The organism is Burkholderiales bacterium (genome assembly GCA_035560005.1).
Taxonomy (GTDB): domain Bacteria; phylum Pseudomonadota; class Gammaproteobacteria; order Burkholderiales; family Eutrophovitaceae; genus DASRFY01.
This window is the reverse complement of the sequence record DATMAN010000068.1, coordinates 14654-30378: the sequence shown is the minus strand read 5'-3', so window position 1 is coordinate 30378 and position 15725 is coordinate 14654. Positions and strand designations below refer to the sequence as shown.

The window sequence follows — 15725 nt, the reverse complement described above, 5'->3', positions numbered from 1 at the left end:
TCTAGGGCGTCCGGATGATGTCGTTGACGTGCACGGGGCGAGTGGTATTCATCACCAACGCATAGGACAGACGGTCGAACACCCGGAACACGAAGACGATCCCGTAGCGCTCGTCCGGCAATTTCACCCGCGCCCTGGCATTGGTTGCCCCGGCCGGCTGCACTCGCTCGCCGGCGCGCAGGATGGCCAGGACATGGCCCAGTTCGAGGCCGTCGCGCGCGCCGCGATTGAGCACCACGACCGATTGCGGTCCGATCTCGGAGACGGCGTCGCTCGGTCCGGCGATGATCTTTCCTCTCACCATGCTCTGCGGTGCTCGCGGCATGTAGGGATCGGCGCTCGTCGGCGGAGCGTCGACCAGCAGATCGCCCGGTGCGATCTCCTGCACGGCGCCCACGATCTTTAGAGTGCTCACTTCGCCGAACTCCTGCACGCCTGCTTCGCCGAGGTACTGGGCTTCGAGGCCCAGCAACTCCCGGGTGTCAGGATCGACGAAGCGCCGTCCCGGTCGAATGACGTGATAGCGTGTGCCCTTCGATGGCACGAGACCCTGGGCATAGGCCGTGTCGCCGGGCCCGAGGACAACGCGTGTCTCCTGCGCTGCGATGATCCGCGGCGCGGAAGCGAGCTCGTGCGGCGCCACGATCAGCGGCCGGGTCAGGAAGGCGTTGAGATTGGCCGCCGGAATGCTCGGGATCGCCGAGGGCGGCAGACCTTGAGTGCGTATGCGCGGCCGCAGCCGCGTGACGAGCAGTTGCCAGTCGCCGTCGCCTTCGAAGCGCAGCCGCGGGGTGGCGCCCGACAGGTCAAGAACGATGACGTCGCCCGGGTAGATCCAGTGCGGGTTCTTGATCTGGTCCCGGTTCAGCCCCCAGATATCGGGCCAGCGCCATGGATCGCGCAGGAAACGCGTGGCAATGCCCCACAGAGTGTCGCCCTTCACCACGACGTATCGCGAAGGCGGGCTTTCGACCAGCGCGGGAGCCTCCTGCGGCGCCGCCTGCATCGGTTCGCTGTCCGGCGTCACTTGGTCCTGTGCTGCGGCGAACGAGATGCAGAGCACAGCCAGTGCCGCCGATATAATGTTCTTGCCCATCCTAGGCCCCCGTTTCTTGGTTGCGCCGATGGCGCGTCATCGTGCGTGACGAACTGCGGTTCCCGCAGCAATCAAATACTTTGGTTTAAATTCTGCATATAGTCTATTAAATTAGCAAGCATTTATGGCATTGCGCCCTATCCTTCGCTATCCCGATCCGCGACTGCGCAAAGTCGCGGCACCGGTGCGCGAAGTCAACGACGAGATTCGCGCGCTGGTCGCGGACATGGCCGAAACGATGTATGCGGCGCCAGGTATCGGGCTGGCTGCCACCCAGATCGATGTCCATCTGCGGGTGATCGTGATCGACATCTCGCAAACCAAGGATCGCCTGCTGGTGCTGATCAACCCCGAAATCCTGGAATCACGTGGGCAGACCGAGTGCGAGGAAGGCTGCCTGTCCGTGCCGGGTGTATTCGAGACAGTCACGCGCGCGGAGTGGGTACGCGTGCGTGCACTCGACCAGCAAGGCCGGTCGTTCGAAATGGAGGCGTCCGGGCTGCTGGCGATCTGCATCCAGCACGAGATGGATCATCTTGCCGGCAAGGTCTTCGTCGAATACCTCTCGCCGCTCAAGCGCGAACGCATCGTCAAGAAGCTCAGGAAGGCGGAGCGCGTAGTCCTTTGAGCGCGGCGCGGCCCCTCTAGCGATGCGCTTGGTGTTTGCCGGAACGCCTGGCTTCGCCGCGGTCGCCCTACAGGCGTTGATCGCCAGCCGCCACGAAATAGTGTTGGTGCTTACTCAACCGGATCGACCTGCCGGTCGGGGGATGACCCAGACCATCAGCGAAGTCAAAGCGCTCGCGCGAGGCCACGGGCTCGAGCTGTTCCAGCCTCCGACGCTGAAAGACGAAACGGCGCTGGCGCGCCTGCGCGCCTCAGGTGCCGACGCCATGGTGGTGGTGGCGTACGGCAAAATCCTGCCGCAAGCCGTTCTCGATCTCTTTGTCCGCGGCTGCATCAACGTCCACGCTTCGTTGCTGCCGCGCTGGCGCGGTGCGGCACCGATTCAACGCGCGCTGCTCGCGGGCGATTCCGAGACCGGCGTGTGCATCATGCGCATGGACGCCGGTCTTGACACCGGCCCCGTGTATCTGTCCGAGCGGGTAGCGATCAGCTCGCGGGACACGGCGGGTACGCTGCACGACCGGCTTGCGGCGCTGGGCGCCCGACTTCTGATCCGGACGCTGGAGGATATCGAGGCCGGCCGGATCGAGCCGCGCCCGCAAGCGGCGCTCGGTGCGACCTATGCACCGAGGATCGCCAACGAAGAAGCCATCATCGACTGGAGCTGTGCGGCGCAATCCATCGAACGCCTGATACGCGCCTTCAATCCGGTTCCCGGCGCGCAAACCACGCTCAACGGCGAGCGGATCAAGATCTGGTCGGCGCAGTTGGCCTCCCTGCCCGCTGGCGCAACCGGGGGACAGATCGTCTCGCTCGACGAGCGAGGAATCGTCGTCGCCTGTGGGACCGACGCCTTGGCGATCAGCGAACTGCAGCGAGCAGGGGGCCGACGCCTGCGGGCCCAGGAGTTCCTGCGCGGTCACCGGCTCGCGCCGGGAATGCGTTTGGGTGCTTGAGCGATCGTGTTCAATGCGCAACGCCTAGCCGCAGAAGCTGTCGCGGGCGTGCTCGCCGGGCGCAACCTGTCGGTTGCGTTGGAAGACGCGGAGACCACGCTCGGTGCCAATGCTGAGCGCCGGGCCGCACGCGCGCTTTCCTACGGCACGCTGCGTCAGCTCGGCTACCTGCGTTTCGCCTTGGCGATGCTGGCGCCCTACCCGCCGAAGGATGCACGATTGTCGGCCCTGCTCTACGTCGCGCTCTATCAGCTGGAGTACACACCGGAAGCGCCTTACGCAGTGGTCGATCAAGCCGTGCAATGCGCGGGCGCGCTCGGGGGTGCCGCACAAAAGCGTTTCGCGAACGCCATCTTGCGCGCCTACCAGCGCCGCTGCGCGCAGATCCGCGCCTCCGCGCAACAGGACCCGCAAGCACGCTGGTCCTACCCGGGCTGGTGGATCGAGCGCCTGCAGCAGGAACTCGGCGCTGCGGCCGCCGCCGTACTCGAGCTTGGAAATACACAACCGCCCATGAGCCTGCGCGTGAACCGCCGCCGCATCTCGCGCGAGGACTACCTGAGAAAGCTCAAGGCCGCATCGATGGATGCCAGACCGGTTGGGGAATCGGGCGTGATTCTGGCGCAGCCGGTGCCAGTTGAGGGGTTGCCCGGCTTCAGCGCAGGCGAGGTCTCGGTGCAGGACGCCGGCGCCCAGCTTGCGGCGCCCATGCTCCAAGCGCGCGCCGGGATGCGCGTGCTGGATGCCTGTGCCGCGCCGGGAGGCAAGGCTGCGCATCTGCTGGAGCTCGCCGACATCGATCTCCTCGCGCTGGATCGCGATCCGCTGCGCGCGGCGCGCATCGAAGAGAATCTTTCCCGCCTGGGCCTTGCGGCGCAAGTTCGCGTAGCCGACGCGGCGGCGCCGGCGCAGTGGTGGGATGGCAGGCCGTACGACCGGGTCCTGCTCGATGCGCCCTGCTCGGCCTCCGGAGTAGTGCGCCGTCATCCCGACATCAAGTGGTTGAGGCGCCCGGACGACATTGCGCGCTTCTGCGCGCAACAGTCCGCGCTGCTGGACGCGTTGTGGCAGGTCGTGCGCCCCGGTGGTAAATTGCTCTACGTCACCTGCTCGATCTTCAGAGAGGAGAGTCAGACGCAGATCGAGGGTTTCACGGCGCGGCATCCCGACGCCCGCCTCCTTCCCCCCGCCTGCGCCGGCGGCGGACTGCTGCTCCCCACTGAAGAGCACGATGGTTTCTTTCACGCCCTACTGGAAAAGGCCTGACCTGCCTCGGCTGCTCGGTGTGCTGGCGCTGTTGTGGTCGTTCAATTCGGCCGGGCAAGGTATTCACGTCAAGTCCGCGGAACTCGTCGCCAATGCAGGCGAGTACTATCTTTCGGCGAACTTCGAAGTCGAGCTGAACTCGACGCTCGAGGAGGCGCTGGTTCGCGGCGTGGCTCTGCATTTCGTCGTGCAGTTCGAGGTCATCTATCCGCGCTGGTATACCCTGTACCTGTGGAACCGTCGCATCGTTGCCCACGAGCAGCGCTATCGCCTGGCCTACAACGCGCTCACGCGCCAGTACCGGCTGAGTATCGACTCGCTTCACCAGAGCTTCGATACGCTGGAAGAAGCGCTCGCGCTGCTGGGTCGCTTCAGCCGGCGGCGGGTGCTCGACACCGACGCGCTGGTCAGCGGCAGGGTCTACGAGGCCCAGATCCGCATGGCGCTGGACACCAAGCAGCTGCCCAAGCCGTTCCAGATCGACGCGTTGGCGTCGCGTGATTGGAGCCTCGCCTCCGAATGGTATCGCTGGACCTTGACGCCATGAAGGAGAGCGTGCGCCGGTTGCGCCGGCTGCTCATGACACGAGGCATGCGTCTGCTGGCTGCGGTCGCGCTCGGGCTGGGTGCGTCGATGCTCTATCTGCTGTCGACCGCCAGCGCCAACACGAGCCTGTTCGCGGAGGATCTGCCGCTGCTGCTCGGGCTCGGCGTGGCGATGATGGTGGTGCTGATGCTGCTCGTGGGTTATCAGCTCCTGGTGCTGCGGCGGCGGGTGCGCGCGCGCGTCTTCGGCTCCAAGCTGACGCTGCGGCTAACGTTGCTGTTCTCCCTGGTCGCCGTCTTGCCCGGCGTGCTGGTGTACGCGGTCTCAGTGCAGTTCCTGGCGCGTTCCATCGAATCCTGGTTCGATGTCCGGGTCGACAAGGCGCTCGAAGGCGGCTTGAGCCTCGGGCGCCTTACGCTGGAGGCGCGGCTGCGCGAACTGCGCGCCAAGGCCGACACGATGGCGTTAGCGCTCGCCGATCAGGGCGGCGCCAGGCAGGTGGCGGCGCTGGATCTTCTGCGCGAGCAAGCCGCGGCGCACCAGGCGGCCCTGCTCGCGGGCGACGGCACCATCCTCGCCTTTTCCAGCGTGGATCCCAAGGAGTTGATGCCCAGGCTGCCATCGCCCACGGTGCTGCGGCAGGTGCGCATGCAGCGACCGTATTCGGCAATCGAAGAAGCGGGTCCGGGTGAGTTGCACCTGCGGGTGGTCGTACCGGTCAACGATCGCGCGGGTCGCACACTGGCGCTGCAGCTGATGCACCCGGTTGCCCCGCAACTGGCGCGCGACGCGGCCATGGTGCAGGAAGCCTATCGGGACTACCAGGAGCTGTCGTTCTCGCGCGGCGGACTGAAGCGCCTGTACACCTTGACGCTCACTCTTTCGCTGGGGCTGGCGCTGCTCTCGGCGTTGCTGCTCGCGATCATGTTCAGCGAGAGACTTTCGGCTCCGCTTGGATTCCTGGCCGCCGGCACGCGCGCGGTGGCGCAGGGCGACTTCAGTCAGCGTTCACCGGTGCGCGCCCACGACGAACTGGGCGTGCTCACCGAGTCGTTCAACGCCATGACGCGCCAGCTCGCTGAAGCGCAGGCCGCTGCGCAACGCCATCGCGACGAACTCGCCGCCGCCAAGGCCTACCTCGAGGGCGTGCTCGCCAATCTGTCGGCCGGCGTCATCTCGTTCGACGCGCAATTCCGGCTGCGCGCCGCCAACCGCAGCGCCGAGCGCATTCTGGGCATGGAACTCGGATCGCTGGTCGGCACCGTGGCCGAGCAGTGGGACAGCGCTGCACCGCGCCTGGCCAGGGTGGGGCGCGCCGCGCAGGCGCTGTTTGCGCGCTCGCGCGGCGGTTCCTGGGAGCAGCAGATCGAAGTCCACACGCAAACCGGCAAGCAGGTCCTGCTGCTGCGTGGATCGAGCCTTGCGTCCGACGGAGAACTGGGCTGCGTGGTGGTGTTCGACGACATCACGCATCTGCTGCAGGCACAACGCTATGCCGCATGGGGCGAGGTGGCTCGCCGGCTGGCGCACGAGATCAAGAATCCGTTGACGCCCATTCAGCTTTCGGCGGAACGCATCGAGCACCGTCTCGCGGGTCGGCTCGAAGCTGCCGAAGCCGACTTGCTGCGCCGCCTGACACAGACGATCGTGAACCAGGTGGCCGCGCTCAAGGGCATGGTGGACGCCTTCAGCCTTTACGCCCGCTCCCCCGAGCCGGACCTGCGGCCGGTGGATCTGAACCTGCTGATCCGCGAGGTGCTCGACCTGTATGCCGCTTCGCGCATGCAGCTCGTGCCCGACTTGGAGCCGGGTTTGCCTTCCGTGGCTGGCGACTCCGGCAAGCTGCGGCAGGTGATCCACAACCTGCTGCAGAACGCGGAACACGCGGTCGTCGGCAGCTCCGTGCCGCGGGTGACGGTGCGCACCCAGGCGATCGAGGGCGGGGTGCGCGTAAGCGTGATCGACAACGGCCCCGGCTTTCCCGAAGCGCTGATCGGCCGCCTGTTCGAGCCCTACGTGACGACCAAGACCAAGGGCACCGGCCTGGGGCTGGCGATCGTCAAGAAGATCGTCGAGGAACACAATGGGACGATTTCGGTCGCCAACTCCGCCCGCGGCGGGGCGTGCGTCGAAATCGTGCTGCCGCGCGCCTCGGCCATAGCGCCGAGCGCGCCCAAGGCGATCAACCAGTGAGCCAGATCCTGGTCGTCGACGACGAAGTCGGCATCCGCGAGCTGCTCTCCGAGATCCTGCGTGACGAAGGTCACCAGGTGCGACTGGCGCAGAATGCTCAGGAAGCTCGCCAGTTGCGCTCGCGCTCGCGGCCCGATCTCGTGCTGCTTGATATCTGGATGCCGGACACCGATGGCGTGACCTTGCTCAAGGAATGGGCCGCCACCGGCCAGCTCACCATGCCCGTGGTCATGATGTCCGGCCACGGCACCATCGATACCGCCGTGGAAGCGACCCGCATCGGCGCCTACGCCTTTCTGGAAAAACCGATCGCATTGCAGAAGCTGCTGGCGACCGTGGGTTCGGCCTTGCGGCAGGGCGCCACTCGCGGCCCGGTGGCACCGGCGCTGGTCATAGTGGGCAAATCGCTGGCGGTGGAAAGGCTGCGCTCCCAGCTAGAGCGGTTGAAGGGGTTGCGCACCTCGGTGCTGTTCGTGGCCGAGCCGGGGGCCGGGGCGGAACTGTGCGCGCGTCACCTGCACGCGCCCAACACGCCGTGGGTCGCTCCGGAGGATGGGGCGAGGCTGCTCGCGGAGGCCGAGACGCTGCCGCAGCGCGCCGCGGAAGGCGTGCTGTTCTTGCGCGCTGTGCACGAACTCGATCGCGAAACGCAACTGCGCCTGCTGCAGGAGATGGGTCGGCTGGAGCAAGCCGCGGTGCGCGTGCTCTCGGCCACCTCGGCGTCGCTGCCGGATCGCATCGCGGCCGGCGAGTTCGATCCGCGGCTCTATGCAGTGCTCGCCGGACTCATCGTGCGCGTTCCCAGCCTGCGCGAGCGCGCCGAAGACGTGCCAGAACTCGCCAGCCTGATCCTTGCGCGGGTCGTGGAGGCCAAGGAATCGCCGCCCCGCAGCTTCAACACAGCGGCGCTGAACGCGCTGCGCAACTACCACTGGCCCGGCAACCTGGTGCAGCTCGAAAGCGTCGTCAAGACCTGCGCTCAACTTGCCAGCGGCGCCGAGATCGGCCTCGCCGATGTAACGCATGCGCTGGCCACGCTGGAGGCGCCGCTGCCCAGCGCCGCGCTGTCTCTGCCGCTGGACCGCGAACTGCGCGAGGCGCGCGACGCATTCGAGCGCATCTACTTCGAATACCACCTCGGGCGCGAAGGCGGCAACATCAGTCGCGTGGCGGCCAGGGTGGGCATGGAGCGCACGCATCTGTACCGCAAGCTGAGGCAACTCGGCGTGAAGCTGCCCCGGCGCAGCGACGATTAGGTTCCAGGTCCTGCCGCCTCGGCATCGCGGGGGTCTGCCAGCGCTGCTGCGCTAGAATCGCGGACACTGCGATCCCGCTCGCGGGGTCCTTGTGTTCCTCCTCTCAGGGCAGGCAATGGCGACAAGACTCGAACTGGCAAATGCCATTCGCGCGCTGGCGATGGACGCGGTGCAGAAGGCGAACTCCGGACATCCCGGCATGCCCATGGGGATGGCCGACATTGCCGAGGTCCTGTGGCGCCATCACCTGCGCTTCAATCCGACCAATCCGCAATGGTTCAACCGCGACCGCTTCGTGCTCTCCAACGGTCACGGCTCAATGCTGCTCTACGCGGTGCTGCACCTCACCGGCTACGACCTGCCGATCGAGGAGTTGCGCCAGTTCCGGCAACTGCACTCCCGAACGCCCGGTCATCCCGAGTACGGCGTGACGCCGGGCGTGGAGACTACCACCGGACCACTGGGCCAGGGGCTGGCCAATGCCGTGGGTCTGGCGCTGGCCGAAAAGCTGCTCGCCGCCCGCTTCAACCGGCCGGGCTTCGACATCGTCGATCACCATACATATGTCTTTGCGGGCGACGGCTGCCTGATGGAGGGCATCTCGCACGAAGCCTGTTCGCTCGCCGGCGTGCTCGGACTGGGCAAGCTCATCGTGATCTACGACGACAACGGCATTTCCATCGACTCCGAGAAGGCGCATATCAGCCTGTGGTTCTCGGACGAGACCCACAAGCGTTTCGAGGCCTACGGCTGGCACGTCATCGACGGCGTGGACGGGCACGACTTCGACGCGGTGGACCGCGCCATTCGCGAGGCTCGATCGGTCACTGATAAACCCTCGCTGGTGTGCTGCAAGACGGTGATCGCCAAGGGCGCGCCCAACAAGCAGAACACCGGCGCGGCCCACGGTGCGCCCCTTGGCGAGGAGGAGGTCGCCGCAGCGCGCGCGGCCCTGGGCTGGCACCATCCGCCGTTCGCGATTCCGGAGGAAATCTACCGGGCCTGGGACGCACGCGGCCGCGGAGCCCAGCTCGAAGCGCAGTGGAACGAGAAGCTGCGCGCCTATTCGCGCCGCTATCCGCAGGAAGCCGAGGAACTGACGCGCCGCATGCACGGCCGGCTGCCGCCGGACTGGAATGAACGTGCCCAGGCGTTGCTCGCCAACCTGGGCCAGAAGGCGGAGAAGATCGCCACGCGCAAGGCATCGCAGAACGCGCTCGAGGCGTTCGGGCCGGCGCTTCCGGAGCTAATCGGCGGCTCGGCCGACCTCGCAGGCTCGAACCTGACCATGTGGTCCGGTTCCAGGCCGGTGACGCGCGAAGCCGGCGGCAACTACGTCTTCTACGGAGTGCGCGAGTTCGCCATGGCCGCGGCGGTGAACGGGTTCGCCCTGCACGGCGGATTCATCCCCTATGCCGGGACGTTTCTCGTGTTCTCCGATTACGCGCGCAGCGCGCTGCGGCTGGCGGCGCTGATGAAAGTCGGCAGCATCTTCGTTTTTACCCATGACTCGATCGGGCTGGGCGAGGATGGCCCCACCCACCAGCCGGTCGAGCACGCGGCGAGCTTGCGTTACATCCCCCACATGGACGTCTGGCGTCCGTGCGACGCGGTGGAGACCGCGGCGGCGTGGATTGCCGCCATCGAACGCCGCGACGGGCCCACCAGTCTGCTACTCACGCGCCAGAACGTCCCGCATCAGGCCCGTTCGCCGGAGCAGCTCAAAGTCATTCGGCGCGGCGGTTACGTGCTTGCGGATGCCGAACGGCCGCAGGCGATCATCATCGCGACCGGCTCCGAAGTGGCACTGGCCATGGAGGCGCGCCAACTGCTGGCGCAGCAAGGGGTCGCGGTGCGCGTGGTATCGATGCCGTGTACCAGCGTCTTCGACCGCCAGGACGCGGCGTATCGTGCGGCCGTGCTGCCCGTCGGCCTGCCGCGCGTGGCCGTGGAGGCAGGCGTGACCGATTTCTGGCGTAAGTACGTGGGTCTGAAGGGTGCGGTGGTCGGCATCGACCGCTTCGGCGAGTCGGCCCCGGCCGGCGAGCTGTTCAAGCATTTCGGTTTCACCGCCGAGGCCGTGGCGGCTGCGGTGCACAGCGTGCTCGGGGCTTAGCGCATCGGCGTGGCCTGGTCATGACCGAGCCACCTCCCCGGCTCGTCGCTGATGTCGGCGGCACGCACGTGCGCTTTGCGCTGGTGGCGGCGGGCAGCATCGAGCCGCAGCACGAGCGCACTTTGCTGTGCGCCGATTTTCCCGGCCCGGTGGAAGCCGTGCGTCGCTATCTCGCCGACGCAGGCTGCCCTGTCGTCCATGAAGCGGCATTCGACGTGGCCACCGGGATCACCGGCGACTTCGTTCGGCTCACCAATGGTCCTTGGGGTTTCTCCATCGAGGCGACGCGCCGGGCCCTGGCGCTGCGGCGCTTCGAAGTGATCAACGATTTCACCGCGCTCGCGCTTGGCGTGCCGTTGCTGAAGGACACCGAAAAGCAGCAGATCGGTGCCGGCGCGCCCGTGCCCGGCGCGGCGATCGGCGTCATCGGCGCCGGCACCGGGCTGGGGGTATCGGGTCTGCTGCCGCACGGGCGCCGCTGGCTCGCCATCCAAGGCGAAGGCGGACACACCGCCTTCAGTCCGATGAGCGAACGCGAAGACGCCGTGCTGCGGGTTCTGCGCCGGCGTTTCGGCGAGCACGTGTCGACCGAGCGCCTGGTGAGCGGTCCCGGGCTGCTCAATCTCTATTGCGCGCTGTGCGAGCTCGACGGGGCGCGGCCGGCTTTCGCCGACCCGGCGCAGATCACCCGGCAGGCGCTGGGGGGCGGCGAGGCGCGTTGCGTGCAGACTCTGGAGATGTTCTGCGCCATGCTCGGAACCGCCGCGGCCAATCTCGCCGTCACCTTGGGGGCGCGCGGCGGCCTCTACATCGGCGGTGGCATCGTTCCCAAGCTGGGGGACTACTTCGGGCGTTCGCCGTTTCGCGCGCGCTTCGAATGCAAAGGCCGCTTCAGCGCGTACCTGCGCGCCATTCCGACGTACGTGATCCTGGCTCAGACGCTGGCCCTGCGCGGACTGGCCAGCGTGTTCGACGGCGGAGAATGAATCCGCGTTACATCGAATGGATCGGCCTGGCGGCCGGGATACTCACCACGCTCGCCTTCGTTCCGCAGCTGCTGAAGATCTACGCCACCCGGTCGGGGCGCGACGTGTCGTTGCGCACGTTTCTGATCTTTTCGACCGGAGTCGCGCTGTGGCTCGTCTACGGCCTGCTGATCGGATCGCTGCCGATCATTCTGGCCAATGTCGTCACCCTGGTCCTGGCGCTGACCATCATCGCGCTGAAGATCCGCTATGCACGCCATCGCCCGCGCGACGACGACATCACGCTTCCGTAGAAGGTGGCTCCGCCAATCCGGCTCCTCACAGCTGGCGCGCCGTGCGGCAGGCGAGGTGGACGCTGCGCCTCAGGCGATCCGTTTCTCGGAGCCGGGCTCGAAGAACACCGCCTTGGACAGGTCGAACAGCAACTCCATCACCTGTCCGGCTGGCGCGCACTGATCCGGGCGCACGCGGCAGCAGACGTTGACCTCGTTCAGCCGCACGAAGGCGAGGGTGTCCGGACCGGTTGGTTCGGTGAGTTCGAGCTTGAGGCGCTGGCGATGCACCTCGCCATCGGCGCGCGACTGCTGCACGTCGGTGATCTGCTCGGGCCGTATGCCGAGCACGACCTCCTTGCCGACCCAGGCGCGCAGCTTCCCGGCCTGCCGGTGCACGGGAAGCACGAAGTCGCCCGCGCTGCCGCGCATTTCCAGTCCCAGCCCGCCGTCGCGCTCGATGACGCGAGTGGGCAGGAAATTCATCGACGGAGAGCCGATGAACCCTGCCACGAACTGATCGGCGGGATCGTCGTAGACCTCTTGCGGCGTGCCGATCTGGCGGATCTCCCCCTCCTTCATGACGGCGATCTTGCTGCCCAGGGTCATCGCTTCGATCTGGTCGTGGGTTACGTAGACGATGGTGGCGCGCAGCTTTTCGTGCAGCAGCTTGATCTCCATGCGCATTTCCACCCGCAGCTTGGCGTCGAGGTTGGACAGGGGCTCGTCGAACAGGAACAACTGCGGGTCGCGCGCAATCGCGCGTCCCATCGCCACGCGCTGGCGCTGGCCGCCGGAGAGCTGCGACGGCTTGCGTTCGAGCAGATGCTCGATCTGGAGGATCTTCGCAACCTTCTCGACGATGCGTCGCTGCTCCTCCTTGGGCACCTTTCTCATTTCGAGGCCGAAGGAGATGTTCTGGCGCACGTTCATCGTCGGATACAGCGCGTAGGACTGGAATACCATCGCGATGTCGCGGTCTTTGGGCGAGAGCTTGTTCACCAGCTTGCCTCCGATCCAGATCTCTCCCGCGGTCACGGTGTCCAGGCCGGCGATCATGTTGAGCAGCGTGGACTTGCCGCACCCCGAAGGGCCCACCAGGATCAGGAATTCGCCGGACTCGACTTCGAGGTTGATCCCTTTGAGCACCCGGACCGGACCGAATGCCTTGTGCACGTTGCGGATGGACAGCGCGGCCATGAGACGTCCTACCCCTTGATCGCGCCGGCGGTGAGCCCGCGCACGAAGTACTTGCCGGCGACCAGATAGACGAACAGCGTCGGGAGCCCGGCGATGATCGCCGCGGCCATGTCGACGTTGTACTCCTTCACCCCGGTGGAGGTGTTGACCAGGTTGTTGAGCGCCACCGTGATGGGCTGTCTTTGCCCCGAGGAGAACACGACCCCGAACAGGAAATCGTTCCAGATCTGGGTGAACTGCCAGATCACGCACACCACGACGATCGGCGGCGACAGCGGCAGGATGATGCGCCAGAACGTGGTGAAGAAGCCGGCTCCGTCGATGCGCGCGGCTTTCACCATGTCGTCGGGAACCGTGACGTAGAAGTTGCGGAAGAACAGCGTCGTGAACGCCAGCCCGTAGACCACGTGCACGAAGATCAGGCCGGTAATGGAGTTGGCGATACCGAGGTAACCCAGCGTCTGGGCCATCGGCAGGAGCACCACCTGGAACGGAATGAAGCAGCCCAGGAGCAGCAGGGTGAAGAAGAGGTCGCTTCCGCGAAAGCGCCACTTGGTGAGCACGTAGCCGTTGAGCGCGCCGATCAGCGTCGAGATCACCACCGCCGGGACGACAAAGCTCACCGAGTTCCAGAAGTTGCCTTTCAACCCGTCGCAGTCCACGCCGGTGCAGGCGCTGGCCCAGGCCTTGGCCCAGGCTTCGAAGGTGATCTCCCGCGGCAGTGCGACCAGGTTGCCGGCGCGGATGTCGTCCAGCGTCTTGAGCGATGTCGTGATCATCACGAACAGCGGCATCAGGTAGTACAGCGCGAACAGGATCAGCAGCGTGTAGACGACCACACGCCCGAGCAGCCGGGGGCCGGCTACGCGTTCGCGATACGTGTCAGCCACGGTGCGTCCTGCGCGTCTCGGAATACATCAGGGGCACGATCACCGCCACCACCGTGATGAGCATCATCATCGCGCTCGCCGCGCCGAGTCCGATCTGATTGCGATTGAAGGCGAAGGTGTACATGAACGTCGCCGGCAGGTCGGAGGAAAAGCCCGGTCCTCCGCCGGTCAGAGCCATCACCAGATCGAAGCTTTTGATCGCGATGTGCGCCAGGATGATGAGTGCGCTGAAAAACACCGGGCGCAGCGAAGGAATGATGATGCGCGTGTAGATGCGCACCAGTCCGGCCCCATCGACCTGAGCGGCCTTGATAATGGACTCGTCCACGCCGCGCAGCCCGGCCAGAAACAGCGCCATCACGAATCCGGTGGACTGCCAGGCGCCGGCGATCACGACCGTGTAGATCGACATGCCGGGCGTGACGATCCAGTCGAAGGTGAAATCCTCGAACCCCCAGCTTCGCATCAGATGCTGGAATCCGAGACCGGGATTGAGGATCCAGCGCCACGCGGTTCCGGTCACGATGAAAGACAGCGCCATCGGATAGAGATACACGGCGCGCAGGAAGCCTTCCGCACGGATGCGCTGATCGAGCAGAATCGCCAGCAGCAGTCCCGTGCCGAGACACACGGCGATGAACAGGCTGCCGAACACCGCAAGGTTCCTGAGCGCGGTCCACCAGCGCTCGTTCTCGAACAGCGCGATGTACTGAACGAGTCCCGCGAAGTCGTAGCGCGGCAGCAGGCGCGATTCGGTGAAGGACAGCCACGCCGTCCACAGGATGAACCCGTAGATGAAGATCAGCGCGCACAGCAGCGTCGGTCCCAGGACGATCTTGGGCAGCACGACGTCGGTGGCGTCCCTGAACCGCGGCCGGGCCGGCGGCGCCGCCGCCCGGGCGGCTGAGGCATTCATGGTCCCGCGCGATCGAGAAGATTTCGCTGCATCGCGGGGACGGTGCCGGGCCGTCCCCGCAGCGGAGCCTGTTCGCCTATTTCTTGCCTGCCGCGGCCATGCGCTCGGCGGCCATCTTCGGCGTCATGGAGGGCGTGTTCATGAACGCGGTGACCACGTCGAACATCGCCCCCTTGTTGGCGGGCGGCATCGCCATCTCGTGCGCCCAGCTCGGCACCAGGCGGTTGTTCTTGGCCGCCGCCGAGAATTCGGCCGCCGAGTCCTTGGCGCACTGGTCAAACTTCGAGAGGTCCATGCCCATGCGCACCGGGATCGAGCCCTTGTTCAGGTTGAACACTTCCTGGAACTTCGGTTCCATGATGGCCGCCGCGAGGTGAGCCTGGGCCTTCTGCGCTTCCTGGTCCTTCTGCTTGAACATGATGAAGCTGTCGATGTTGAAGGTGAAGGCGCCTTGGGTTCCCGGCGCCGGCACGCACGCATAGTCCCTGCCCGGCACCTTGCCGGCGGCGGTGAACTCGCCCTTGGCCCAGTCGCCCATGAGCTGCATTGCGGCCTTGCCGTTGATCACCATCGCGGTGGCGAGGTTCCAGTCGCGATTGGCGGCGTCCTTGTCGACATACTTCTGGAAGGTGCGCAACGTGGCGAAGGCCTTTTCCATCGTCGGGCTGTTGAGCGCCTTGGGGTCCAGGTCGACGAACGCCTTGCGGTACCAGTCGGCGCCGCCGACGCCGAGCGCGATCGACTCGAACACCGTGGCGTCCTGCCAGGGCTGACCACCGTGGGCAACGGCGATGAATCCCGCTTTCTGGATCTTCTCCGCCGCGGCCGCGAACTCGTCCCAGTTGGTGGGGATCTTGGCGCCGGCCTTCTGAAACACCGCCGGATTGGCCCACATCCAGTTCACGCGATGCACGTTGACCGGGACTGCGACATAGTGCCCCTGATATTTCATGACGTTGCTGACCACTGGCGGCAGCAGACTGTCCCACTGGCCTTCCCTCGCCACCGCGTCGAGGTTGGCGAGCACGCCCTCGCGCGCCCACTCCTGGATCCCGGGACCCTTGACCTGGGCCGCCGTGGGCGGCTTGCCCGATACCACTCGCGACTTCAGCACCGTCATCGCCGTCTCGCCGCCGCCGCCCGCCACGGCGAAGTCCTTCCACTTGTCGCCCTTGCTTTCCAGGATCTTCTTCAATTCGGCCACCGACCTCGCCTCGCCGCCGGAAGTCCACCAGTGCAGCACTTCCACTTCGCCGGCGCGCAGCGCGCCAGCGGCCAGCAGCAACGCGGTCAACAGCAACGTCTTGCGAATGGGACGCGATTTCACGGGATCTCCTCCATAGGTACGATTCGTTTCGTTCTGGGCTGTCTGGTCTTGTGACCTCCGGGCAGCGCGCGATCACTA

The 15725-nt window shown here is 66.2% G+C and carries 13 protein-coding genes and 3 pseudogenes; 11 read left to right on the top strand and 5 right to left on the bottom strand.

Annotated features, from left to right (window positions below; genetic code table 11):
- Position 1: 1 nt before the first annotated feature.
- Positions 2 to 1096, bottom strand: a complete 1095-nt coding sequence (locus tag VNM24_10110; protein HWQ38944.1) for a LysM peptidoglycan-binding domain-containing protein — start codon at positions 1094 to 1096, stop codon at positions 2 to 4.
- 124 nt (positions 1097 to 1220) lie between these two features.
- On the opposite strand from VNM24_10110, the gene def reads away from it, so the two are divergent.
- The 11 genes and pseudogenes from def to VNM24_10055 all read left to right on the top strand — a co-directional run bounded on the left by def (position 1221) and on the right by VNM24_10055 (position 11335).
- Positions 1221 to 1724, top strand: coding sequence for a peptide deformylase (gene def, locus VNM24_10105; GenBank protein HWQ38943.1), 504 nt, complete (start codon positions 1221 to 1223; stop codon positions 1722 to 1724).
- A gap of 22 nt (positions 1725 to 1746) precedes the next feature.
- Positions 1747 to 2679 carry a methionyl-tRNA formyltransferase gene (gene fmt / locus VNM24_10100; protein HWQ38942.1) on the top strand — a complete coding sequence of 311 codons (933 nt, stop codon included), beginning with the start codon at positions 1747 to 1749 and terminating at the stop codon, positions 2677 to 2679.
- A gap of 6 nt (positions 2680 to 2685) precedes the next feature.
- Positions 2686 to 3945: a 16S rRNA (cytosine(967)-C(5))-methyltransferase RsmB gene (rsmB, locus tag VNM24_10095; protein HWQ38941.1), complete on the top strand. Its 1260-nt coding sequence runs from the start codon at positions 2686 to 2688 to the stop codon at positions 3943 to 3945.
- Positions 3911 to 4492, top strand: a complete 582-nt coding sequence (locus VNM24_10090) for a DUF4390 domain-containing protein (GenBank protein ID HWQ38940.1) — start codon at positions 3911 to 3913, stop codon at positions 4490 to 4492. Before rsmB ends, VNM24_10090 begins: the two co-directional genes overlap by 35 nt.
- Positions 4465 to 6684 carry an ATP-binding protein gene (locus tag VNM24_10085; protein ID HWQ38939.1) on the top strand — a complete coding sequence of 740 codons (2220 nt, stop codon included), beginning with the start codon at positions 4465 to 4467 and terminating at the stop codon, positions 6682 to 6684. The genes VNM24_10090 and VNM24_10085 overlap by 28 nt, the downstream gene beginning before the upstream one ends.
- A pseudogene (locus tag VNM24_10080) lies at positions 6681 to 7055 on the top strand (response regulator). The gene VNM24_10085 and the pseudogene VNM24_10080 overlap by 4 nt, the downstream one beginning before the upstream one ends.
- Positions 7056 to 7058: 3 nt before the next feature.
- Positions 7059 to 7481, top strand: a pseudogene (locus tag VNM24_10075) (sigma 54-interacting transcriptional regulator).
- A 291-nt stretch (positions 7482 to 7772) separates the two neighbouring features.
- Positions 7773 to 7940: pseudogene (locus VNM24_10070) on the top strand (helix-turn-helix domain-containing protein).
- Between the two features lie 115 nt (positions 7941 to 8055).
- Entirely contained in the window at positions 8056 to 10056 is a 2001-nt protein-coding gene (gene tkt, locus VNM24_10065; GenBank protein HWQ38938.1) for a transketolase, read from the top strand.
- A 20-nt stretch (positions 10057 to 10076) separates the two neighbouring features.
- Positions 10077 to 11042, top strand: coding sequence for a glucokinase (gene glk / locus VNM24_10060; protein ID HWQ38937.1), 966 nt, complete (start codon positions 10077 to 10079; stop codon positions 11040 to 11042).
- Complete coding sequence (locus VNM24_10055; GenBank protein ID HWQ38936.1) at positions 11039 to 11335, top strand: SemiSWEET transporter; 297 nt, start codon at positions 11039 to 11041, stop codon at positions 11333 to 11335. The genes glk and VNM24_10055 overlap by 4 nt, the downstream gene beginning before the upstream one ends.
- A gap of 69 nt (positions 11336 to 11404) precedes the next feature.
- On the opposite strand, the gene ugpC is transcribed toward VNM24_10055, so the two are convergent.
- The 4 genes from ugpC to VNM24_10035 form a co-directional block, all read right to left on the bottom strand.
- Entirely contained in the window at positions 11405 to 12514 is a 1110-nt protein-coding gene (ugpC, locus tag VNM24_10050) for a sn-glycerol-3-phosphate ABC transporter ATP-binding protein UgpC (GenBank protein HWQ38935.1), read from the bottom strand.
- A gap of 8 nt (positions 12515 to 12522) precedes the next feature.
- On the bottom strand, positions 12523 to 13308 hold the full coding sequence (locus tag VNM24_10045) for a carbohydrate ABC transporter permease (GenBank protein ID HWQ38934.1): 786 nt from the start codon (positions 13306 to 13308) through the stop codon (positions 12523 to 12525).
- 88 nt (positions 13309 to 13396) lie between these two features.
- Positions 13397 to 14320, bottom strand: coding sequence for a sugar ABC transporter permease (locus VNM24_10040; protein ID HWQ38933.1), 924 nt, complete (start codon positions 14318 to 14320; stop codon positions 13397 to 13399).
- Positions 14321 to 14396: 76 nt separating this feature from the next.
- A complete protein-coding gene (locus VNM24_10035; protein ID HWQ38932.1) occupies positions 14397 to 15647 on the bottom strand; it encodes an ABC transporter substrate-binding protein in 1251 nt (416 codons plus the stop codon).
- Between the last annotated feature and the right edge of the window lie 78 nt (positions 15648 to 15725).

What these genes read in the sequence shown, in the direction of transcription:
- VNM24_10085 (HWQ38939.1), top strand. Translation starts at nt 4,465, where the DNA reads ATGGTATCGCTGGACCTTGACGCCATGAAGGAGAGCGTGCGCCGGTTG.
- VNM24_10055 (HWQ38936.1), top strand. Translation starts at nt 11,039, where the DNA reads ATGAATCCGCGTTACATCGAATGGATCGGCCTGGCGGCCGGGATACTC.
- glk (HWQ38937.1), top strand. Translation starts at nt 10,077, where the DNA reads ATGACCGAGCCACCTCCCCGGCTCGTCGCTGATGTCGGCGGCACGCAC.
- VNM24_10110 (HWQ38944.1), bottom strand. Translation starts at nt 1,096, where the DNA reads ATGGGCAAGAACATTATATCGGCGGCACTGGCTGTGCTCTGCATCTCG.
- VNM24_10090 (HWQ38940.1), top strand. Translation starts at nt 3,911, where the DNA reads ATGGTTTCTTTCACGCCCTACTGGAAAAGGCCTGACCTGCCTCGGCTG.
- ugpC (HWQ38935.1), bottom strand. Translation starts at nt 12,514, where the DNA reads ATGGCCGCGCTGTCCATCCGCAACGTGCACAAGGCATTCGGTCCGGTC.
- tkt (HWQ38938.1), top strand. Translation starts at nt 8,056, where the DNA reads ATGGCGACAAGACTCGAACTGGCAAATGCCATTCGCGCGCTGGCGATG.
- def (HWQ38943.1), top strand. Translation starts at nt 1,221, where the DNA reads ATGGCATTGCGCCCTATCCTTCGCTATCCCGATCCGCGACTGCGCAAA.
- VNM24_10045 (HWQ38934.1), bottom strand. Translation starts at nt 13,308, where the DNA reads ATGCCGCTGTTCGTGATGATCACGACATCGCTCAAGACGCTGGACGAC.
- VNM24_10040 (HWQ38933.1), bottom strand. Translation starts at nt 14,320, where the DNA reads ATGAATGCCTCAGCCGCCCGGGCGGCGGCGCCGCCGGCCCGGCCGCGG.
- fmt (HWQ38942.1), top strand. Translation starts at nt 1,747, where the DNA reads ATGCGCTTGGTGTTTGCCGGAACGCCTGGCTTCGCCGCGGTCGCCCTA.